Here is a 21,433-nt window from a genome sequence, read left to right as displayed (position 1 = left end):
CTTCTGTTTTCGGTGGCGGTGGCATTTTGGCATAGCGTGGTTTTTTCATCGCAGGTCGTCCTTTGGGTTTTGGGTGTAATCCTTCTATACCGCATTGTTGAAAGCTTTTCAACCATTGGCTAATGACAGCCGAATTAGCAATACCAAAATGTAGGCTGGCTTGTTCAGTTGTCATCTCTCTGTTTTGAATCGTTTGTATGACGTGATATTTAAAGTCGGGGGTATAGGTACGTTTAGTATGAAGCACGGCTAAGCCGTTTATTCCTGAATGTTGATATTGAGCAATCCAACGCTCTAATGTGCGTTTAGGCACGGTAAATGTATGACTGGTTAAAGAAAGACTTTCATTGTGTTGAAAGTAGAAATCTACCACTTGTTGTTTAAATGTTTGGTTATATTTGGTCATAAAAAATCTGCACCTCTATCTGTTGGATGATAAGTCCAACTTTAGGGGTGCAGATCACTCGTATGCCCTTTGTTAATTTAAATCAATCTTTGTTCTTCAAGCTTGCTTAAAAAGAACGACATTTGGACTCTCCACCACGGCCAGTCGTGATCAACATCATGCCCCCAAAAATCAAACCAAGCTAGAATCTCTTTTGCTTGAAAGGCTTCTTGTAAACGTGCGGTATCTGCAATATGCTGTTCTTCCCACGCTCCTTGTCCCACTGCCACAATATAATGATTTTGCCGATAACGATCTAAGAACCAGCTATCATATTGTCCCCAAAGATAATCGATTGGTGAGTTAAAATAGACAGTTTGATCACCATAGAACTCACCTGTAAAGAAACGGGCATCATAGACGCCACTTAAGGCAATCGCAATATCAAACAGATCAGGATGACGTAACGCAAAATTAATAGTATGGAATGCGCCCATACTACAACCTGTTGCTATCATTGCACCACTCCACTCTGATTCATAACGAATTAATGGCACCAATTCATGCACAATATAACGATCATAAGCATTATGTGCTAATGCCATATCGTGCCCTGATTTATTAACTGCCAGCCAAGATTCTTTATCCAATGAGTCTGGGGTATAGAATTTTACTAACCCTCGATCAATAAAAGAACGACAGGCTTCAATCATACCAAAATCTGCATATTCATTATGGCTGCCACCTGATGACGGAAATACGATAATCGGTTTGCCAGCGTGACCATAAACATTAAAGTGCATTTCACAACCAAGCTCACCACTCCAATGACTTCTTCTTTCAAAGTGCATACTCTTTCCTCTTATTGTTTAACGTGCGCAAATTGAATAATTTCACGCATTTGTTCAATCGTTTCTGTGCGAGCCAAAATCCCCTCTTCGCCCATAATTTTGGCAAAAATACCTGGTACATTTTGTACACTAATAATGTTATCTGAAAAACGTTCACAAATTGCCTGAATGGCGTTTTGATAATTTTTATTGGCTTTGCGTGAGATATAAACCACATTCCACGGGTGGGTAATTTGTGCATAAAATTTATTTTCTTTAACGATATGGGCATATTCATTAAATACATCAAAATCATTCGCATAGTTCCACATATCAATCGTTAACCCACCTGGTGGACGGCAATTAATTTCTAATGGCATTAATTCCTGAGTTTTCTTCACACGGAAAAATTCAAAATGGAAAAAACGTTCCCGCACTTTAAACGCTGCTACACACTGTTTACCTAACTCAATTAATTGTGGAGAAATTTCCCGTGGAACGTAATAGAACATATCACCATCTTTGGCAATGGTATCTAATACTGCTTCGGAATATTCAAGGCTAGAATAGAATACAATATTGCCGTTAATATCGGTTAAGCCATCAAAGGTGACAATATCACCATCGATAAACTCTTCCATTATGTATTCCACCGCTGGATTTTTATAGCCAAAAAATGCTTCTAATTCATCACGAGATTTGATCTTATAGGTATCACTAGCCCCTACACCAGAATTTGGTTTGATAATCACAGGAAATTTCAATTCTTGTGCTAATTGACGAGCATCGTCATCATCTTTAAAGACTCGTCCTTTCGCCACTTTTAGTCCTGTCGTACGGAAAATCTCTTTCATTTGCGATTTGATTTTAATAGTATTCATATCGCTAGTTTTGTAACCGAATACATTAAAATCAGTACGCAATTTGGCATCAAGTTCTAGCCAATATTCATTATGTGATTCAATCCGATCAATGCGTCCATACTTATGGGCAAAATAACCAAGGGCTCGATAAACTTGATCATAATCTTCCATATTATCAACACGATAATATTCTGTTAGTGCGTTACGCAATCCCTCACTTAACGATTCATAAGGTACATCGGCAATGCCTAATGTGTTAAAGCCATTCTCTCGTAAGCGTACAGCGAACGTTTCGAAATTTGTAGGGAAATGCGGTGAGATCATCACAAAATTTAATAGTCTTGACATTTAGTTTCCTCAAATTAAAAGTTGATGTTAGTGTTGTGCTGAAGATCATTTGATCGACTTCGTATTGTGCCATAAATCTGATTTTTTTTGTGCAGAAAACTTCCGACTAAAATAGTCAAAACGCAGAATTTCAAGTAGAATATGCACCTTTTTATCTAACCACAAACAAAGTGAGAACTATGTCAACACAATTTGTTTATACTATGCATCGCGTGAGCAAAGTTGTGCCACCGAAGCGTCAAATTTTAAAAGATATTTCTTTGAGCTTTTTTCCTGGTGCCAAAATTGGTGTTTTAGGTTTAAATGGTGCGGGAAAATCTACCCTTTTACGAATTATGGCGGGTGTCGATCAAGAGTTTGAGGGGGAAGCTCGTCCACAGCCAGGTATCAAAATCGGTTATCTGCCACAAGAGCCGAAACTCTCCCCAGAACAAACTGTACGAGAAGCAATTGAAGAAGCTGTTGTAGAAGTAAAAACAGCATTAACTCGTTTAGATGAAGTTTATGCGTTATATGCTGATCCAGAGGCGGATTTCGATAAACTTGCAGCGGAACAAGCTACGTTAGAAGCTATTATTCAAGCACACGATGGACATAATTTACAAAATCAATTAGAACGTGCTGCAGATGCGTTACGTTTACCTGATTGGGATAGCAAAATTGAACATCTTTCTGGGGGTGAACGCCGCCGTGTTGCACTTTGCCGTCTATTATTAGAAAAACCAGATATGTTATTGCTTGATGAACCAACTAACCACTTAGATGCAGAATCAGTCGCTTGGTTAGAACGTTTCTTACACGATTATGAAGGAACCGTGGTAGCGATTACCCACGACCGTTACTTCCTTGATAACGTTGCTGGTTGGATTCTTGAATTAGACCGTGGTGAAGGTATTCCTTGGGAAGGTAACTACTCTTCTTGGTTGGAACAAAAAGAGAAACGTTTAGCCCAAGAAGCAGCAACTGAATCTGCTCGTCAAAAATCGATTGAGAAAGAACTTGAATGGGTGCGTCAAAATCCAAAAGGTCGCCAAGCAAAAAGTAAAGCACGTATGGCACGTTTTGAAGAGCTTAATTCTGGCGAATATCAAAAACGAAATGAAACCAACGAACTCTTTATTCCACCTGGTCCACGCTTAGGGGATAAAGTTATTGAAGTGGCAAATTTATCGAAATCTTTTGGTGATCGTACTCTGATTGACAATCTTTCATTCAGTATTCCTAAAGGAGCGATTGTAGGCATTATCGGGGCAAATGGTGCAGGTAAATCTACCCTGTTTAGAATGTTGTCTGGGCAAGAACAACCTGACAGCGGTTCAATTACCTTAGGGGATACCGTTGTCCTCTCTTCTGTCGAACAGTTTAGAGATAATATGGATAATAGCAAAACCGTCTGGGAAGAAGTTTCTGGTGGTTTAGATATTATGAAGATTGGTAACTTTGAAATTCCTAGCCGTGCTTATGTCGGTCGTTTTAACTTTAAAGGTGTCGATCAGCAAAAACGTGTTGGTGAGCTATCAGGTGGTGAACGTGGTCGTTTACATCTCGCCAAACTACTCCAACGTGGTGGGAATGTGTTACTGCTTGACGAACCAACCAATGATCTTGATGTGGAAACCTTGCGTGCATTAGAAAATGCGATTTTAGAATTTCCAGGTTGTGTTATGGTGATTTCGCACGACCGTTGGTTCTTAGACCGTATTGCAACCCACATTCTCGATTACGGTGATGAGGGTAAAGTGACTTTCTATGAAGGAAACTTTACGGATTATGAAGAGTGGAAGAAGAAAACCTTTGGTGCGGAAGCCGTGCAACCAAAACGGATTAAATATAAGCGTATTACTAAGTAATTCTAATTGATAAAAAATCCTGTTGTTTAATTAAATAACAGGATTTTTTACTTTATTCCTTTTGTGATTTCCTCTCTTATTTTCCGCTTTTTTATGCTAGAATTTGCAACCGTTTTTTGTTCATCTATATTTGGATATATTGGAGAAAATATGAAAGTTTTAGAAGGTCAAGTCGCTGCACCTAATGCGAAAATTGCCGTTGTGATCGCACGTTTTAACAGTTTTATTAATGATAGTTTATTAGAAGGGGCGCTTGATGCCTTAACTCGTATCGGTCAAGTTAAAGATGAAAATATCACTATCGTTAAAGCACCAGGTGCATATGAATTACCACTGGTTGCTCGCCGTTTAGCTTCAAGCAAAAAATTTGATGCGATTGTTGCATTAGGAACTGTGATTCGTGGTGGTACAGCACACTTTGAATATGTTGCTGGTGAAGCAAGCAGCGGTCTTGGACAAGTCGCAATGCAGGCTGAAATTCCTGTTGCTTTCGGTGTATTAACAACAGAAAACATCGAGCAAGCTATTGAACGTGCTGGTACTAAAGCAGGTAATAAAGGGGCTGAAGCAGCATTAGTTGCTTTAGAAATGGTTAACTTATTAGCTCAAATTTCAGAATAATGACTCAACAAGTAAAACCAACTAAACGTCGTCGTGCTCGTGAATGTGCTGTGCAAGCACTTTATTCTTGGTTTGTATCACAAAATACACCAGAAAAAGTTAAACTAGATTTCATCGCATTTGAAGATATAGATATGAATGGCGTAGATTTACCCTATTTTCGTAAATTATTTCATGAAACCATTAATAATCTAGACACGCTTGAAGATTTATTCTCGCCTTATTTAGATCGTTCTATTGGAGAGCTCGGAACAATTGAACGTGCGATTCTTTCTATGGCAACGTATGAATTGTTCTCTCCTTATTTGAATCATTCTACTGAAGAATCTGAGACAATCGAATGTACGCCTCTTCCTATTCCTACATCAACAAATGAATTAAACGTTTTACAAGATGATGTAGTCCCTTATAAAGTCGTTATCAACGAAGCTATCGAAGTGGCAAAAGTATTCGGTGCAGAAGAAAGCCATAAATATATCAATGGGGTATTAGATAAACTTGCTCCACAATTAGGTCGTAAATAATTTTGGACTTTTACCTTATCTGAGCAATCAGATAAGGTACCCAACCAAGGATGTAAAGCTATGACTGATAATGGTGAATTTGATATTATTCAACGTTATTTTGCGTCCTCCAACCGTCAGCCTCGCCGTGATGTTTTGCTCTCTATTGGTGATGATTGTGCAATTACTGAAATCAAACCTAACCGCCGTTTGGCAATGACAACTGATACTCTTGTTGAAGGTACACATTTCCTGCCGACTATTTCACCAGCCAATTTAGCTTATAAATCTGTCGCAGTAAATTTAAGTGACTTGGCCGCAATGGGAGCAGAACCCGCTTGGATTAGTTTAGCCTTAACCATACCGAAAATTGATCATCAGTGGTTAGCCGAATTTAGTCACAGTTTTTTTGCCATTCTTGATCATTACAATGTGGATTTAATTGGCGGTGACACCACAAAAGGTAAACTTTCTCTCACTATTACCGCACACGGGCTGGTCGCTAAAGAGAAAATTTTATGTCGGCATAATGCAAAAGTTGGCGATTGGATTTATGTTTCTGGCACGCTTGGTGATAGTGCGGCTGGGTTAGATCTGTTATTAACGAAAACACCGATTGAAAATGCCGATCAGCAATATCTTTTACAACGTCATCTACGTCCTACGCCTCGTGTATTAATGGGAATGGAGTTAGCAGGTATTGCCAATGCAGCGATTGATCTTTCTGATGGACTAATTTCCGACTTACAGCATATTCTCGATCGTAGTCAATGCGGTGCTGTGATTGAACTTGATAAATTACCACTCTCCGAACAGCTTTTACGCCAATATTCACTTGAGCAAGCGTTACAATTTGCCCTTGCTGGTGGTGAAGATTACGAGTTATGTTTCACGGTATCGGAATCACAACGTGAAAAAATGGAACGTACCTTAAAATATCTCGGCGTTGCTTACCACTGCATTGGACAAATTCGGGCGAATAAACAATTACAATTTACGCAACATCATCAACCAGTAGAGGTAACCGTTTCTCATGGCTTCGACCACTTCAGTGAAAAATGATCACACCGCATTACAGCGTATCAAACTCTCTAATCCTGTACATTTTCTCGCCGTTGGCTTTGGTTCTGGCTTAATTTCGCCTGCACCAGGGACTTGGGGAACATTAGCGGGATTATTGGTAGGTTTATTGCTATTACACTGGCTTCCTGTTTCTCTCTTTTTTGTGCTAACAGTGATGGCGTTTCTGCTAGGTATTTATTTATGTCATAAAACGGCAGAAGATATGCAGGTACATGATCATGGTGCGATTGTTTGGGACGAAATTGTGGCGATTTGGTTAGTACTTTGTGCTTTACCTAATTATTCTTGGGGTTGGTGTTTAGCTGCATTTGTTTTATTTAGACTCTTCGATATTTTAAAACCGATGCCAATTCGTTATTTCGATCGCCGCTTAAAGACAGGATTTGGCATTATGTTTGATGATTTGCTTGCGGCACTCTATGCTATTCTCTTAATCGTGTTTTACCAATGGTGGATATAAAAGGATTTTTCTATGTTGTGGAATATTATGATCGTGCATTTATTGGGTTTAATGAGTCCTGGCCCAGATTTTTTCTATGTTAGTCGCACCGCTGCCAGTCAATCCAGACGTGATGCTATTTGTGGCGTTATCGGTATTACCCTAGGCGTTGCCTTTTGGGCAACCGCAGCATTATTAGGGTTAGCCATCATTTTTTCTACCAGTGAATTATTGCACGGTATTGTGGTATTACTTGGTGGGAGTTATTTAACTTATATTGGCTATAAAATGTTAAATGTGCATACAAATATCAGTTTTGTACAAGAACAACAGCAAGAAATGCAAACACAAACAACAATGAAGCAAGAAATTTTAAAAGGATTATTCATTAATCTTTCTAATGCAAAAGTAGTGATTTATTTTAGTAGTGTGCTATCACTCTATCTCGCTAACGTCACAAGCTTTCAACATATCTTATTGGTATTAGCAATTATTCTGTTGGAAACCTTTTGCTATTTCTATGTGATTGCATTGTTGTTTTCTCGTCCAGCTGCAAAACGTTTTTACAGTCAATATAGTCGTTGGTTAGATAATGCCGCTGGGCTTGTCTTTATGGCGTTTGGCTTATACTTAGTCTATTCTGCGTTTCACTATTTATTTTAGAAGATCTTTTAGATTTTTCTTCATTGCTTGAATTTGCGATTCATATAAGACCTTGCTCTCTTGCTCATCAATCATATACATAATGGTTTGCGACAAGGTCATTTTCATTTTGCGAGAATAGCGAGAAAGACGATGCCAAACAGCATAATCAAGATCGATTGATTTTTTCTTAGTGGTTTGCTTTTCTGCATTAAAAAAACGTTTTCGTTTGGCTCGAATCGCCTGATCTAATTTAATCACTAAATCAGGCGACATATGGGTTTCAATCCATTGTTTTACTGCTTCTGTTTGGTGTTCTAATTTTGTGAGTTGCTGGATTTTATCTTCTGCCATACTCTGTTCTAGATAACGTGTTACATTCACGCCTTCTCGTGCTTTGCGTGTTAAATAGAGCCATTTCCAATGCGTTTCTTGGTTATCTAGTTTTTGATAGCGCATAATAAACCTCACAAATTAGCGTAAATTTTAGGAGTGAAAAATTCACATTTTCTATTGCAGTGACAAGGTAACCCACTGATTATAGAGTTTTTTTTAGCCTTAAGCTATGTAATCTTCAGACTAAATTTACAATCCAATCAGCTTATCTCGCAATAACCCTAACCATTCACGCAATACCAATCCTGATTGATAGAAACTGACTGGTTGAGGAATAAATTTAAGCAAACCACTGCTTGAGGCACGTTGACTCAAGGTTGGTGCAGGCAATACCTCAAAACCTTGACGCTGGAAGGCTGCAACTGCTCGCCGCATATGCCATTCATTCGTGACTAAAATCACACGTTGAATCTGTTTTCCTTCGTCTGTTTGATCAAATAATTTACGCAAATAGATCGCATTTTGTTCCGTAGTATTTGATTTATTATCCAACCACGCTGGCTCAATTTGGAAAAAGCGTTGTAATTCACTGCCCATCACTTTAGCTTCATTATCCACCCCACCACTAATTGCTATCGGCAAACCTGTTTTTTGATGTAAATAAACAGCATAACGCATTCTTTCTAATGGAAGTGCCGCTGTTGTGGAGTATGACTCTGGATAATCGCTATAACGCAACCCACCGCCTAATACAACAATCACTTGTCCTTGCGTATAAATATCTGGATTTGGTCGTTCTAACGAAATACTACGAATCAATACATTAGAAAAGAAAGGGGTACTGATAAAATAACCTAATAATAATGAACAAGCTAATAGCGTTTTTGCAGTTTTTTGCCAACGTGTAAATAGCAAAATAAACGCCAATAAGCCTAATAAAATCAGATTAAATGGCGGCAGAATCGCCGCTTCGATGACTTTTTTTAGGATGACTGCGAACATTCGTTATTGCCTCGTTGTAATTTTGCTTGTTGGCGTAATTCTTCTGCTACTAAACGAATGGCTTCACCACTATTAACGCCTTGCTGCATTAACTGTTGAATTTTTTCAACCGCTTGTTGCTGTTGTTCGTGAGTCAAATTTAATGTATCTAGCATTTTTTTCTCTTGTTTAATGACTTAGAAAAATAAATTACGTTGTTGATAGAATGCTTTTTCCACAACATTAGCCGCACTCTCTTCTGCTTGTTTGCCTAATTTTTGTGCCAATGATTTTTTAACACAATATTTCACTTGCAACACATCTTTCTCTGCTAATGCTTGTAAAATCACATCATCACTGGTTTTGATTTCATCGACTAATGCGAGCGATAACGCCTGTTTACCAAACCAATGTTCACCTGTTGCGACTTGCTCAATCGCTACTTGCGGACGATGTTCGGCAACAAATTGCTTAAAGAGTTGATGCGTTTCTTCCAATTCTTGTTGAAATTTTTGTTTTCCTTTCTCGGTATTTTCTCCCAGCATAGTTACAGTGCGTTTATACTCACCTGCTGTCATCACATCAACATCGACATCATGTTTCTTTAATAAACGGTGAATATTTGGTACCTGTGCAACCACCCCAATCGAACCAAGAATCGCAAAAGGTGCAGCCACAATTTTATCGGCAACACACGCCATCATATAGCCCCCACTAGCCGCAACTTTATCCACGGCGACCGTTAATGGAATGCCTCGCTCACGTAAACGTTGTAATTGTGAAGCCGCAAAGCCATAACCGTGTACCACACCGCCAGGACTTTCTAAACGTAATAACACTTCATCTTTTTCTGGACGAGCAACAGCCAAAATTGCATTTAATTCTTCACGCAACGCATTAGTTGCACTCGCTTGAATATCACCTTGGAAATCCAATACAAATAGACAAGGCTTTTGTTGGGAAAAAAGATCGGATTCGCTCTGTTCTACTGCACCTTTTTCCAGTTGTTTCGCTTTTTTCTTCGCTGCTTTTGCTTCTGCTTTTTCTTGTTTTTTACGACTTTTCGCAAGTTGTTTCGCTTGTTGTTCATCTAAACGAAACGCTTTTAATACTTGTTGTTGATCTTCATATTGTGCATTTAGATTAGTAATACGTAATTCGCCTGTTTTATTATGATTTTTTTGTTTTAATGTAAAAATCACACCAAAAATCACCGCAATAATCACCAGCAAAGTGATCACCTCTAAAATAAACACACTATAGTTGAGTAAAATATCTGCCCACATAGCTTAATCCTTACTTTCATTCCAATTTTTCAAAGCGGTTTATGATACTTGATTTTTTGCTTTTGTTCATTAGGTGAGGTTATTTCGTTGTAGATTTGTTTTGAAGGGAGGATTAAGGTTTGATTGATAAAGCGATATGAGTTTTCTTTATCATATTCTTAACTAGGTTTAGATTTTAGGTTTCACCCTAAAGGATGAAACCTAAATCTAATTAAAAATATAATAAAAAAACAAACAAATACCCTTACCGCCTCGCTAATTTAGCAATCTCAATAATTGTTTCGGTAGCTTTCTGCATCTCTTCTAAACTAGCTAATTCATGTTTACTATGAAAGTTATAGCCACCTGTAAATAAGTTTGGACAAGCAATACCATTTGCCGATAACCACGCTCCATCTGTACCACCTCGAATAATTTTACGCTTTGGTATAATACCGCAATTTGTCATTGCTTGTTCTGCAATTTGCACGCTTTGTGGAACTCTTTCTACCGCACTACGCATATTGCGATAACTATCTTCAATCGAAATGCTAATACGGTCTGTTAATTGACGAATTTGAGCAAATTCTTTGGCTTTTTGTAACAACAAGGCTTTACGTTGTGCAAATCCCTCTTCGCTAAAATCACGAATAAGATATTTCATCTCGCAATTTTCAATATCACCATAAATACTATCTAAATGGAAAAAACCTTGCCGTCCTTCTGTTTTTTCTGGCACTTCATCAGGTGGTAACAGTTGTTGAAAATCACAAGCTAATGCTAAGGCGTTAATTAATTTATCTTTTGCTTGTCCTAAATGAATTGATTCGCCTTTGATAGTAATGGTAGCAGTAGCAGCATTAAAATTTTCATATTCAATTTCACCTAGTCCACCACCATCAATAGTATAAGCCCAATCACAGGTAAATTGCTGTAATGGAAAATATTGCATTCCTGCACCGATCTCTTCATCAGGCGTAAACGCAACACGGATGTTCACACGAGGCAAGCGATAACTGACAATTATCGCCAGTGCAGTCATAATTTCAGCAATGCCCGCCTTGTTATCCGCACCTAGTAATGTTGTACCATCTGTCACAATTAAACTATGCCCAACTAATTTTTGTAAAAATGGTGACGTGACAGGACTTAAAAACTCCTCACCTACTCCTAAAGCAATATCCCCACCACGATAAGGGCTAATCACTTCGGGTTTCACATCTTTACCTTTTACACCTGGATAGGTGTCTAGGTGTGCAATAAAACCAATTGTTGTGCGATTATTGGGAATGTTGGAAGGTAGAAGTGCTGTCACAACGCCATGGGCATTCATCTCTACTTGCGCTAATCCTAGCCCTTTTAATTCATCTTTTAAGTAGTCAGCTAACAGCCATTGTCCTCGACTGCTTGGTGAATGTTTTACGCCCTCTTTTGATTGAGTATCGAAACTGACATAATTTAAAAAGCGATCTAATAAGCCATTACGCAAGATTTCTTCTGAGTACATCCTATTTCCCATTATTTTGCTAAAAAGTTCATATTAAAATTAGGTATAAAATGCTATCATATCCGCCGTTTAATAATATGATATAAATCAACACCTTTCGTGAAATTTGATCGTTAAAATTTCGTTAATAGCGAGATATTTTTTTAAATAATGAAAAAATTTTGAATCTAGGCTTTCAATTAGGGGGAGATCACTATATCATTGCGCATTTCTTGTAGATGTAATTCTCGTGGGTATATCAATCTATTGACTTAGGAGGAAAAACAAAGCTAGTGGAAAATCCAGTACAACAAAAGCCAATTATTGAGTTGCAATCTGTAACTAAATCTTATGACGGCAAAACGATCATTAAAGATATTAATTTAACCATCAATAATGGTGAATTCTTAACTATTTTGGGGCCTTCTGGCTGTGGTAAAACCACTATTTTACGCTTAATTGCAGGTTTTGAAGAAGTTAATGCTGGACGCATTATTCTAGATGGACAAGATATTACTTCTATTCCAGCCGAACAACGCAATATTAACACCGTTTTCCAAAGCTATGCGCTATTTCCACATATGACCATTTTTGAAAATGTGGCATTTGGTTTGCGTATGCAAAAAGTACCAAATGAGGAAATTAAACCTCGTGTGCTTGAAGCGTTAAGAATGGTGCAACTAGAAGAGTATGCTGATCGTAAACCAGCTCAACTTTCAGGTGGGCAACAACAACGTGTTGCGATTGCACGTGCTGTGGTTAATAAACCAAAAGTTCTCTTACTGGACGAATCCCTTTCTGCATTAGATTACAAACTTCGTCAACAAATGCAGAATGAATTAAAGGCTTTACAACGTCAACTCGGCATTACCTTTATTTTTGTAACACACGATCAAGAAGAAGCATTAACGATGTCTGATCGCATTATTGTGTTACGTCAAGGTAAAATCGAACAAGACGGTACACCACGTGAAATTTACGAAGATCCGAAGAGTCTGTTCGTGGCGAAATTTATTGGTGAAATCAATATTTTCGACGCAACTGTTCTACAACGTATTGATGAAAAACGGGTACAAGCCAATGTCGAAGGGCGTATCTGTGACATCTATGTAACACGTCCTGTTAGCGAAGGACAAAAATTAAAAGTATTACTTCGTCCTGAAGATATCCGTATTGAAGAAGTACATGATAAAGAAACACACGAAGGTTTAATTGGTTATGTTTGTGAACGTAACTATAAAGGTATGACGTTAGAGTCAACGGTACAATTAGAGTGTGGTAAACGGGTACTTGTAAGCGAATTTTTCAATGAAGATGATCCAGATGTTGATCACTCTTTAAATCAAAAAGTCGCAATAACTTGGGTTGAAAGCTGGGAAGTGGTACTTGACGATGATGAAGATAACAACGCGTAAATTCCAAAACTTTACTGTCGCCATCATCTTTGCATGGCTAATCTTTTTTGTATTAGTACCAAATGTTTTGGTATTGATTACAAGTTTTTTAACTCGTGACAGCAGTAATTTAGTGGAATTTACTTTTTCACTAGATAGTTATAAACGTTTAATTGAACCGTTATATGCACAAGTATTGTGGAACTCTCTCTATATGTCAGGGATTGCCACCATTATTTGTTTAATTATCGGTTATCCATTTGCGTTTATGATTGCCAAAATGCGTCCTGCGTTTCGTCCAATTATGTTGTTTTTGGTCATTTTGCCATTCTGGACAAACTCATTAATTCGTATTTATGGTATGAAGATTTTCTTGGGCGTAAAAGGTGTATTAAACAATACGTTGTTATGGCTAGGTATTATTAATGAACCAATTCGAATCTTAAATACCGAAGTGGCGGTTATCATCGGATTAGTTTATATCCTATTACCATTTATGATTCTTCCGCTTTATTCTTCTATTGAAAAGTTAGACCAACGTTTATTAGAAGCAGCAAAAGATCTTGGTGCCAATGCGTTCCAACGTTTTGTGAAAATTATTATTCCATTAACGATGCCAGGTATTATTGCTGGCTGCTTATTAGTGCTTTTACCTGCAATGGGTATGTTCTATGTGGCAGATTTACTGGGTGGCGCAAAAGTGCTATTAGTCGGTAACGTCATTAAGAGTGAATTCTTAATTGCTCGTAACTGGCCATTTGGTTCGTCTATCAGTATTGCATTAACCATTTTAATGGCTCTTTTATTATTCATTTACTACCGTGCAGGTAAATTGTTTAACAAGAAATCGGAGTTGGAATAATGCGCAAGACACTACGAAATCTCTTTTTATTTTTGGTTTATGCCTATTTGTATATTCCGATTGTTATTTTGGTGATTAACTCCTTTAACTTAGACCGTTATGGGTTATCTTGGAAAGGATTTAGTCTTAACTGGTATGAGCGTTTAGCGAATAACAATACGTTATTACAAGCAGCATTTCATTCTGTCACTATTGCTTTTTTTGCGGCAACTGTTGCTACATTAATTGGTTTATTAACGGCGATTGCCCTATATCGCTACCAATTTAAAGGCAAGAAATTTGTTGGTGGAATGCTATTTATTGTGATGATGTCGCCTGATATCGTAATGGCGGTTTCGCTCTTAGCATTATTTATGTTAGTTGGTATTTCATTAGGCTTTTGGTCATTGCTTTTTGCCCACGTTACTTTCTGTTTGCCTTATGTGGTCGTTGCAGTGTTCTCACGCTTAAAAGGCTTTGATGTAAAAATGTTGGAAGCTGCTCGTGATCTTGGAGCGAGCGAAACCACTATTTTGCGTAAAATTATTGTGCCATTAGCATTACCAGCCATTATTTCAAGTTGGTTATTAAGTTTCACCATTTCATTAGATGATGTGGTCGTTTCCTCATTCGTTACAGGAGTAAGTTATGAAGTGTTACCACTTAAAATCTTCTCGCTTGTAAAAACTGGGGTAACACCAGAAGTTAATGCGTTGGCGACCATTATGATTATCTTCTCGTTAATTTTAGTGATCTTAAGCCAACTTATTGCTAGAAAAGATAAAGCCTAATCCATCATCCTTTATTTATTATCTATATAAAGAAAAACACCTATTATCTTCTCGGATAATAGGTGTTTCTTATTTTACTCTCTCCATATTTAGACACTTTGTCTATTTTTGTCCTTTTATGTCATTCCAAACAAATTTGCATATTTTGACTATTAGCCATATTACTGGAATGATTAACCATCCAAACCAAGCGAGTATCTCCATAAGATGTGTGATGTATAACAAATACATAATAAGAGCAAAGAAACCCAATATAACAAAAGTCATAATCCAGCTTAGCAAAAACTCTTTAATTTTTTTTGACATAAAACAAATTCCCCTTGGTGTGTGATCTGTCGCAGTATAGCAAGCAAGTCAATAATTAAGCAATAACTGAAAATGACAATACTTTTAATATTATTGATAATTGTTTTAAGCAGACAAGTTCCAACATTTTGTCTATTCATTAAAATAATTTACTTTACCGTTAAATCTATTGCCACGGCTTGCAATATACTTTTTTCTACCAGTAAATCACTTTTCGTCAGTGGATTTCTGTCTAAATAACCTGTTTCGAATTCTAGTTCCCATTTATTCAGGTTCGCATTAATATGCAGTGCAAATTTCTCTACAATTTCTGTTGCTCGTCTTGATTTATTAATAATAATCGCTAAACGCAACATAATGATAAGAGCCAAAATATCTTGGCTGTGATAGCGGCGTCGTTTGGATAAATCTAGCTGTTTTAATGATTTCATCTGAAAACGAATTAAAGTGACTAACAGTTGCTTTTGTACTGGATCGAATCCAGGTAGTTCACTATTTTGCAAAATATACGCTGCGTGTTTATGTGCTCCACTATGATTAACGACAATACCTGTTTCATGTAGAAGTGCAGCCGCTAATAGAATACTTTGTAGTTCTTCTACTTGTTCATTATTCTGCCAACGTTGATAACGCTTTGCGAATAAAATTGCCGTGTCAGCAACTCGCAATGCTTGTTCTTTATCAATCCAATAATGCTCAATTAGGCTATCCACGGTTCTTTCACGAATATTATCGACTTGAAACGCTTCTTCAAAACCGTACAATACACCTTCTCGTAATGCACCATCAGAGTACCGCATTTTTTCAATTCGATAATTCTCAAATACCGCACTTAAAATAGCGACACCTGCAACAAATACATTAACTCGATCTTCACTTAATCCAGCAATTTTTAATTTCTCTATTGAGTCAAACTTTAGAATCAGATCAATCACTTGTTGTAATGCTTTTGCTGTGATAATGCCATCTTTATTAAAATTCTCACGAATGACTTGGCTAATAGCTTTAATCGTTCCCGATGAACCTAACACATCGTCCCAACCAAGATGACGATATTCCCAAGAGAGGTCTTCGATTCGACTTAATGCTGTTTTTTGTGCTAATTGGAATTGTTTTTCACTGATTTTTCCATCCGCAAAAAATGTTTTGGTAAAGCTAACACATCCCATATGGCGGCTTTCTGCTAATATCGGTGTAAATCCCTCACCAATAATCATTTCCGTAGAACCGCCCCCAATATCAACAACGAATTTTCGCCCATTTTCTGGTTGAGTATGTGCCACACCTTGATAAATCAATTTTGCCTCTTCTGCACCTGAAATAATTCGGATTGGAAAAGGAAAAACCTGTCGTGCTGCATTTAAAAACTCATCACTATTCTCTGCTCGGCGTAACGTATAAGTCGCAACAACTTTGACTTGTTCTGGTGAAAATCCTTGTAACCGTTCTGCAAACAATGCTAAACAATCTACACCTCGTTGGATTGCCTCTTGGCTTAAATTGTGTTTTTCATCTAGTCCATTACCAAGTTGTACTCTTTGCTTTAAGCGAGATAGCACTTGAATTGAGCCATTAACAACTCGCACAATAAGCATATGAAAACTATTTGAACCTAAATCAATAGCTGCAAATTCTTTAGTTCCTGAACGTGATAATGTACTCGACTCTTCCATTTTTACATCCTATTTTTCGTTGCTCCTTGCAGATAAATAATCATAAATTGCTAGTTGTGAACGACATTGTGGTTCATCATTACGCACATACTGATTCTTTTCTTCACTATCAATAATGCGTGCCTTAACATTATCTGCAAGTTGTATATTTAGAATATCAATCACACATTGTTTGATCTCTGGATCAAGCAATGGCGTACCAACCTCGATTCTACGATCAAGGTTACGTGTCATCCAATCTGCAGAAGAAATATAAACATCTGGATCGCCATTATTTTCAAAATAATATACCCTTGGATGTTCTAAAAAACGATCAACAATACTAATAATCTGAATATTGTCACTTAATCCTTTTACTCCTGCCTTCAGTGAACACATTCCTCTTACGATCATTTTTATTGTTACTCCTGCTTGACTCGCCTTATACAACAAATCAATCATCGTTTCATCAACCAGATTATTAACTTTTAAAATAATACCGCTCTTCTTCCCTTTCGTTGCATTTTTGATTTCTCGATTAATTAAAAAGTCTAATCTTTTGCGTACATTGACTGGTGATACTAAAAGATAAGAAAATTTTGTCGGTCCAAAAGGCATCTCAATAAAACGGAAAACACGTTTTACTTCTTCTGTGATCATTTCATTTTTTGTTAATAAAGCAAAATCAGTATAAATTTTTGCTGTTTTTTCGTGGAAATTTCCCGTTCCAATATGGGCATAATCAACAAGTTTGCCATTTTCATTACGCGTAATCAGGAACAATTTAGAATGAATCTTAAAACCTGGTGAAGAGAAAATGACTTTTATGTTGCTTTCCGTTAATCGTTTTGCCCAATGGATATTCGCTTCTTCATCAAATCTTGCTTGTAATTCAATAATCACCGTCACTTGTTTACCATTATTCGCTGCATTTAATAATGCTTCAATAATCAACGAATTTTTTGCCACGCGATATAAATTAATTTTTATTGCCGTAACATTAGGATCAAATGAGGCTTGGCGTAATGTTTCACAAATAATATCGAAGCTATGGTATGGATAATACAACAGAATATCTTTCTTACTAATTGCATTAAAAATAATCCGTTCTTTTTTCAGTTGCGGATGTTTAATCACAGGTAACGGAGAATTAACTAAAGTTTTATGCCCTAAATCAGGGAATTGTAGTAGGTGATTAAAACTCAAATAACGTCCACCCGCTTCTACTAAGTCCAGATTAGTAATATGCAAGCGTTTTTTTAGCATTTTCAGTAAATTTTTCGGCATCGCTTTTTCATATAAAAATCTGACTGGTTGTGCAGTTAGCCGCTGTTTCAAACTTGAAGACATCTGTTCCAACAAACTATATTCAACCTCTGTCACCAAATCATATTCCGCATCTCGTGTCATCCGAATGGAATAGGCATTAATTTCATCATAATCAAAAACAGTTTCAGAAAAGATATCTGGTAGGCAAAAGCGTAATACATTATCTAATAACACAATACTTTGATGTCTTTTATACTTTTCTTTCGGTAATACAATAAAACGAGGCAATACATCGGAAGGAATAGGTAAGATGGCTAACCGCTGTGTTTTTTTATGCTTTTTTAACTCAATAATCAAATTGGAGTTGTGAGCACTTAATGATTGTAATAAATCAATCTCTTCATTCAGAATAATAGGGAAAATATGTGGTTTAATTTCTTGCTTAAAATATTTTTTAAGCCAATCCTGATGAAAAGGAGAAAGTTGTGTTTCATTCAATACGAAAATTTTATGTTTTGCTAAACGAAGCATTAAACGATTATAAATTTCATAAAACTGATTATTTAACGCTTCTGTTCGTTGTTGGATAAGCTCTAACTGAATGCGTATCTGCTTGGCTAAGGAAGAGTCTTTTTCCTTACTAATTAATAGCTTATGTTTTAAATTTGATACTCGGACTTGATAAAACTCATCTAAGTTAGTTGCAAAAATACCTAAAAAGCGAATCCGTTCCAATAATGGGTTACTTTCATCATACGCCTCTTGTAAAACCCTTTCATTAAAGGCAAGCCAACTTAATTCTTTTAAAGTATAACTATCTTGTTTTTGTTCTGATGACACTAGCACACGTATTCTCCTTATCTATTTCCATTTTTGTTGTTAGCTAATCACGATCATTGACAAATAATAACTTGCGATCTTAATCGAAGAATGTGGCAATTAAATGACAATTAGGTGTGTTTTATTTTAATACAAATTTAATGATAAATTTATTTAATAAATTCATTTTACAGCGGATTAATGGTTGCCTTATTGGTTAACAGTTTATACAATGGCCTCTCTTGTCTGATGTGTTTTCTTAACACGTTTCTTATCAACAAGTACCCCAAAAAATCATTTTGATTTTTATATCCGCTTGGCTTTGGTCGAGCTATGGCTTTAATTAACTATAACGGAGAATTTTGTGAAAAAAATCACTACTTTATTAGGTATTAGTACGCTTGCTCTTGGTATTCATGCGGCTGCTCACGCAGAAGGTGACACCGTTTATCTTTATACTTGGACAGAATATGTACCTGACGGTTTATTGGATGATTTCACCAAAGAAACTGGCATTAAAGTAAACGTGTCTAGTCTTGAATCTAATGAGACTATGTATGCTAAATTGAAAACTTTAGGAGATAGTGCGACTTACGATGTAATTGCACCATCTAACTACTTCGTATCTAAAATGGCAAAAGAAGGAATGCTAATGCCTTTAGATCATAGTAAATTGCCTGTGATTAAAGATCTCGACCCAAATATGTTGAACAAGCCTTATGATCCAGGTAATAAATATTCTCTTCCACAACTTTTAGGTGCACCTGAAATTGTTTTCAATACTGACACTTATAAAGCAAATCAATTTAATTCTTGGGCTGATCTTTGGAAACCTGAGTTTAAAGGAAAAGTACAATTATTAGATGATGCGCGTGAAGTATTTAATATTGCACTATTAAAACTTGGCGAAGATCCAAATACTAAAGATCCTGCAATCATCAAAAAAGCATACGAAGAATTACTAAAATTACGTCCAAACGTATTGGCATTCACTTCTGATAACCCAGCAAATTCTTTTATTTCTGGTGAGGTTGAATTAGGTCAATTATGGAATGGTTCTGTTCGTATTGCGAAAAAAGAAGGTGCGCCAGTTAATGCAGTATATCCAAAAGAAGGACCTGTATTATGGGTAGATACATTGGCAATTCCAAAAACATCTAAAAACCCAGAAGCTGCTCACAAATTAATTAACTATTTATTAAGTGAAAAAGTAGCTGCTCGTTTGGCAACTGAAATTGGCTATCCAACAACCAACTTAAAAGCAAAAGCAATGTTGCCAAAAGAGATTACTGAAGATCCAAGCATTTATCCGCCAGCGGATGTGCTTAAAAACAGTTACTGGCAAGACGATGTTGGTGATGCAATTCAATACTACGAAAACTATTACCAACAATTAAAAGCTGCTGAATAATTTTATTTATTCACTTATCGTTAAATTTGATACACCCTCTTTTTAGAGGGTGTATTCTTTGTAAGCTAATTAATTTTTCACTGAAGTTATCAACTATAAAAATAAAAATGAAAAAACAAAATACGACTTTTTTAATTCTCGGCATCATTATGATTGGTGTTGTTTTGCGTGTACCTTTTACTGCGATCCCACCTATTCTCCAAGAAATCGCCAATGAGTTTGCTATTCCAATAAGTTCATTGGGTATCTTGACTACATTACCATTATTAATGTTTGCCCTTGTTTCGCCTTTTGCCGCACGCTTAGGACAATTATTCGGGATTGAAAAATTATTCGCTATCGTTTTAGTCTTAATGATCATTGGATCAACAATGCGTATTTTTTCGCTACCTTTTCTATTTGCAGGTACTTTAATTATCGGTATAGGTATTGCAGTATTAAATGTCTTACTCCCAAGTGCCATTATGGCCAACTATCCAAGTCGGATAGGGAAATTAACCTCTTTATATTCTTTAGCAATGACCTTTGCGACCATAATCGGTTCATCGCTTGCAATTCCTATTACGGAAATGAGTAATTGGCAAACAATGATCTTGGTATTATCAGCAATTCTTCTGATTGCACTATTGATTTGGTTACCGAATGTTAAACATAACCACTATTTAGAAAAACATCGAAATCAATCAACACAAACTTCATTGTTCAAAAATAAATATACTTGGTGTTTAGTGATCTTTGGTGGGATTCAATCACTCTATTTCTATACAACATTGGCATGGCTACCAACAATGGGACAGCAAGCAGGTTTATCCGCTAGTACCACAGGATATCTGTTAGGAATTTATATGTTAGTTACTATTCCATTAATGATGTTCCTACCTTCTGCGTTTATTCGTTGGTCTAAAGAAAAACGTCAATTAGTGATTGCTGGTTTTATGGGAATTTCATTTATCGGAATTGCAATGATGCTACTTGACTACAACAGTTTTAGCTATTGGCTGTTGGTTAATATTTTTACTGGATTAGCTGGTGGAGCTTTATTCCCTTATCTATTAACGATGTTATCTGTGAAAACAACCTCACCAACAAACGCAGCAAGATTATCTGGTATTGTTCAATCTGGTGGCTATTTATTGGCTGCTTGTGGTCCGATCTTATTTGGTTATGGTTATGGTTTCTGGCATAGTTGGACTCCACAAACTTGGATATTATTAGCCCTCGTGGTTATTATGGCAATTGCTGCTTGGTTTGTAGAAAAAACCGATAAAATTATTTAAAGGAATATAACGAAAGTCGGCATTATGCCGATTTTCTTGTT

At 36.6% G+C, this 21,433-nt stretch carries 21 protein-coding genes; 11 read left to right on the top strand and 10 right to left on the bottom strand.

Features of this window, described 5'->3' with window-relative positions; genetic code table 11:
• The 3 genes from ACFFHT_RS05495 to ACFFHT_RS05485 form a co-directional block, all read right to left on the bottom strand.
• Positions 1-406 (bottom strand): helix-turn-helix domain-containing protein (locus tag ACFFHT_RS05495; RefSeq protein ID WP_382374219.1); only part of this gene is annotated, 406 nt, incomplete at its 3' end.
• A 77-nt stretch (positions 407-483) separates the two neighbouring features.
• Positions 484-1,236 (bottom strand): esterase family protein, encoded by a 753-nt coding sequence (locus tag ACFFHT_RS05490; RefSeq protein ID WP_382374217.1) that lies wholly within the window; start codon positions 1,234-1,236, stop codon positions 484-486.
• A gap of 11 nt (positions 1,237-1,247) precedes the next feature.
• Positions 1,248-2,426: an ATP-grasp domain-containing protein gene (locus ACFFHT_RS05485; RefSeq protein WP_382374215.1), complete on the bottom strand. Its 1,179-nt coding sequence runs from the start codon at positions 2,424-2,426 to the stop codon at positions 1,248-1,250.
• A gap of 179 nt (positions 2,427-2,605) precedes the next feature.
• Between ACFFHT_RS05485 and ettA the strand changes: the two genes are divergently transcribed.
• The 6 genes from ettA (at position 2,606) to ACFFHT_RS05455 (ending at position 7,585) form a co-directional block, all read left to right on the top strand.
• Positions 2,606-4,276 carry an energy-dependent translational throttle protein EttA gene (gene ettA / locus ACFFHT_RS05480; protein WP_382374213.1) on the top strand — a complete coding sequence of 557 codons (1,671 nt, stop codon included), beginning with the start codon at positions 2,606-2,608 and terminating at the stop codon, positions 4,274-4,276.
• A gap of 150 nt (positions 4,277-4,426) precedes the next feature.
• The gene (gene ribH / locus ACFFHT_RS05475) at positions 4,427-4,897 is read left to right on the top strand and encodes a 6,7-dimethyl-8-ribityllumazine synthase (protein ID WP_065233507.1); all 471 of its coding nucleotides are present in this window, start codon (positions 4,427-4,429) and stop codon (positions 4,895-4,897) included.
• Entirely contained in the window at positions 4,897-5,421 is a 525-nt protein-coding gene (gene nusB / locus ACFFHT_RS05470; RefSeq protein WP_382374211.1) for a transcription antitermination protein NusB, read from the top strand. The genes ribH and nusB overlap by 1 nt, the downstream gene beginning before the upstream one ends.
• A 60-nt stretch (positions 5,422-5,481) precedes the next feature.
• Positions 5,482-6,462, top strand: coding sequence for a thiamine-phosphate kinase (gene thiL, locus ACFFHT_RS05465; RefSeq protein ID WP_382374209.1), 981 nt, complete (start codon positions 5,482-5,484; stop codon positions 6,460-6,462).
• Entirely contained in the window at positions 6,434-6,943 is a 510-nt protein-coding gene (locus ACFFHT_RS05460; protein ID WP_382374207.1) for a phosphatidylglycerophosphatase A family protein, read from the top strand. Before thiL ends, ACFFHT_RS05460 begins: the two co-directional genes overlap by 29 nt.
• A gap of 15 nt (positions 6,944-6,958) precedes the next feature.
• Positions 6,959-7,585, top strand: a complete 627-nt coding sequence (locus tag ACFFHT_RS05455; protein ID WP_382374308.1) for a homoserine/threonine efflux transporter — start codon at positions 6,959-6,961, stop codon at positions 7,583-7,585.
• Here the strand turns inward: ACFFHT_RS05455 and matP are convergent.
• The 5 genes from matP to pepT form a co-directional block, all read right to left on the bottom strand.
• A complete protein-coding gene (matP, locus tag ACFFHT_RS05450; protein WP_382374205.1) occupies positions 7,577-8,023 on the bottom strand; it encodes a macrodomain Ter protein MatP in 447 nt (148 codons plus the stop codon). The two genes, ACFFHT_RS05455 and matP, sit on opposite strands and share 9 nt — an antisense overlap.
• 126 nt (positions 8,024-8,149) lie before the next feature.
• Positions 8,150-8,902 (bottom strand): YdcF family protein, encoded by a 753-nt coding sequence (locus ACFFHT_RS05445; RefSeq protein WP_382374203.1) that lies wholly within the window; start codon positions 8,900-8,902, stop codon positions 8,150-8,152.
• Positions 8,884-9,057, bottom strand: coding sequence for a YoaH family protein (locus tag ACFFHT_RS05440; protein WP_382374201.1), 174 nt, complete (start codon positions 9,055-9,057; stop codon positions 8,884-8,886). The genes ACFFHT_RS05445 and ACFFHT_RS05440 overlap by 19 nt, the downstream gene beginning before the upstream one ends.
• 21 nt (positions 9,058-9,078) lie before the next feature.
• On the bottom strand, positions 9,079-10,167 hold the full coding sequence (gene sohB / locus ACFFHT_RS05435; RefSeq protein WP_382374200.1) for a protease SohB: 1,089 nt from the start codon (positions 10,165-10,167) through the stop codon (positions 9,079-9,081).
• A gap of 244 nt (positions 10,168-10,411) precedes the next feature.
• Positions 10,412-11,653, bottom strand: coding sequence for a peptidase T (gene pepT, locus ACFFHT_RS05430; RefSeq protein ID WP_382374198.1), 1,242 nt, complete (start codon positions 11,651-11,653; stop codon positions 10,412-10,414).
• A 272-nt stretch (positions 11,654-11,925) separates the two neighbouring features.
• Here pepT and potA point away from each other — a divergent pair, with 272 nt between their 5' ends.
• The 3 genes from potA to potC are packed head-to-tail and all read left to right on the top strand — an operon-like array spanning position 11,926 to position 14,658.
• The gene (potA, locus tag ACFFHT_RS05425; RefSeq protein ID WP_382374196.1) at positions 11,926-13,047 is read left to right on the top strand and encodes a spermidine/putrescine ABC transporter ATP-binding protein PotA; all 1,122 of its coding nucleotides are present in this window, start codon (positions 11,926-11,928) and stop codon (positions 13,045-13,047) included.
• A complete protein-coding gene (gene potB / locus ACFFHT_RS05420; protein ID WP_382374306.1) occupies positions 13,028-13,888 on the top strand; it encodes a spermidine/putrescine ABC transporter permease PotB in 861 nt (286 codons plus the stop codon). The genes potA and potB overlap by 20 nt, the downstream gene beginning before the upstream one ends.
• Positions 13,888-14,658, top strand: a complete 771-nt coding sequence (potC, locus tag ACFFHT_RS05415; RefSeq protein ID WP_382374194.1) for a spermidine/putrescine ABC transporter permease PotC — start codon at positions 13,888-13,890, stop codon at positions 14,656-14,658. The genes potB and potC overlap by 1 nt, the downstream gene beginning before the upstream one ends.
• 455 nt (positions 14,659-15,113) lie before the next feature.
• On the opposite strand, the gene ppx is transcribed toward potC, so the two are convergent.
• Positions 15,114-16,637: an exopolyphosphatase gene (ppx, locus tag ACFFHT_RS05410; protein WP_382374192.1), complete on the bottom strand. Its 1,524-nt coding sequence runs from the start codon at positions 16,635-16,637 to the stop codon at positions 15,114-15,116.
• A gap of 9 nt (positions 16,638-16,646) precedes the next feature.
• Positions 16,647-18,731, bottom strand: coding sequence for a polyphosphate kinase 1 (ppk1, locus tag ACFFHT_RS05405; RefSeq protein WP_382374190.1), 2,085 nt, complete (start codon positions 18,729-18,731; stop codon positions 16,647-16,649).
• A 364-nt stretch (positions 18,732-19,095) separates the two neighbouring features.
• Between ppk1 and ACFFHT_RS05400 the strand changes: the two genes are divergently transcribed.
• Positions 19,096-20,115, top strand: a complete 1,020-nt coding sequence (locus ACFFHT_RS05400) for an extracellular solute-binding protein (RefSeq protein ID WP_382374304.1) — start codon at positions 19,096-19,098, stop codon at positions 20,113-20,115.
• Positions 20,116-20,222: 107 nt separating this feature from the next.
• Positions 20,223-21,392 carry an MFS transporter gene (locus tag ACFFHT_RS05395; RefSeq protein WP_382374188.1) on the top strand — a complete coding sequence of 390 codons (1,170 nt, stop codon included), beginning with the start codon at positions 20,223-20,225 and terminating at the stop codon, positions 21,390-21,392.
• Positions 21,393-21,433: the final 41 nt, after the last annotated feature.

It is taken from the genome of Gallibacterium melopsittaci, from assembly GCF_042433085.1.
Lineage (GTDB): Bacteria > Pseudomonadota > Gammaproteobacteria > Enterobacterales > Pasteurellaceae > Gallibacterium > Gallibacterium melopsittaci.
The sequence above is the reverse complement of the archived record's forward strand: the minus strand, read 5'-3'. Positions and strand labels throughout refer to the sequence as shown.

Excerpts from the sequence above, each read along its gene's own strand:
- ppx (WP_382374192.1), bottom strand. The coding sequence starts at position 16,637 with ATGGAAGAGTCGAGTACATTATCACGTTCAGGAACTAAAGAATTTGCA.
- ACFFHT_RS05485 (WP_382374215.1), bottom strand. The coding sequence starts at position 2,426 with ATGTCAAGACTATTAAATTTTGTGATGATCTCACCGCATTTCCCTACA.
- nusB (WP_382374211.1), top strand. The coding sequence starts at position 4,897 with ATGACTCAACAAGTAAAACCAACTAAACGTCGTCGTGCTCGTGAATGT.
- matP (WP_382374205.1), bottom strand. The coding sequence starts at position 8,023 with ATGCGCTATCAAAAACTAGATAACCAAGAAACGCATTGGAAATGGCTC.
- ACFFHT_RS05490 (WP_382374217.1), bottom strand. The coding sequence starts at position 1,236 with ATGCACTTTGAAAGAAGAAGTCATTGGAGTGGTGAGCTTGGTTGTGAA.
- ribH (WP_065233507.1), top strand. The coding sequence starts at position 4,427 with ATGAAAGTTTTAGAAGGTCAAGTCGCTGCACCTAATGCGAAAATTGCC.
- ACFFHT_RS05460 (WP_382374207.1), top strand. The coding sequence starts at position 6,434 with ATGGCTTCGACCACTTCAGTGAAAAATGATCACACCGCATTACAGCGT.
- potB (WP_382374306.1), top strand. The coding sequence starts at position 13,028 with ATGAAGATAACAACGCGTAAATTCCAAAACTTTACTGTCGCCATCATC.
- ettA (WP_382374213.1), top strand. The coding sequence starts at position 2,606 with ATGTCAACACAATTTGTTTATACTATGCATCGCGTGAGCAAAGTTGTG.
- sohB (WP_382374200.1), bottom strand. The coding sequence starts at position 10,167 with ATGTGGGCAGATATTTTACTCAACTATAGTGTGTTTATTTTAGAGGTG.
- potC (WP_382374194.1), top strand. The coding sequence starts at position 13,888 with ATGCGCAAGACACTACGAAATCTCTTTTTATTTTTGGTTTATGCCTAT.
- pepT (WP_382374198.1), bottom strand. The coding sequence starts at position 11,653 with ATGTACTCAGAAGAAATCTTGCGTAATGGCTTATTAGATCGCTTTTTA.
- ACFFHT_RS05395 (WP_382374188.1), top strand. The coding sequence starts at position 20,223 with ATGAAAAAACAAAATACGACTTTTTTAATTCTCGGCATCATTATGATT.
- thiL (WP_382374209.1), top strand. The coding sequence starts at position 5,482 with ATGACTGATAATGGTGAATTTGATATTATTCAACGTTATTTTGCGTCC.
- ACFFHT_RS05440 (WP_382374201.1), bottom strand. The coding sequence starts at position 9,057 with ATGCTAGATACATTAAATTTGACTCACGAACAACAGCAACAAGCGGTT.
- ACFFHT_RS05445 (WP_382374203.1), bottom strand. The coding sequence starts at position 8,902 with ATGTTCGCAGTCATCCTAAAAAAAGTCATCGAAGCGGCGATTCTGCCG.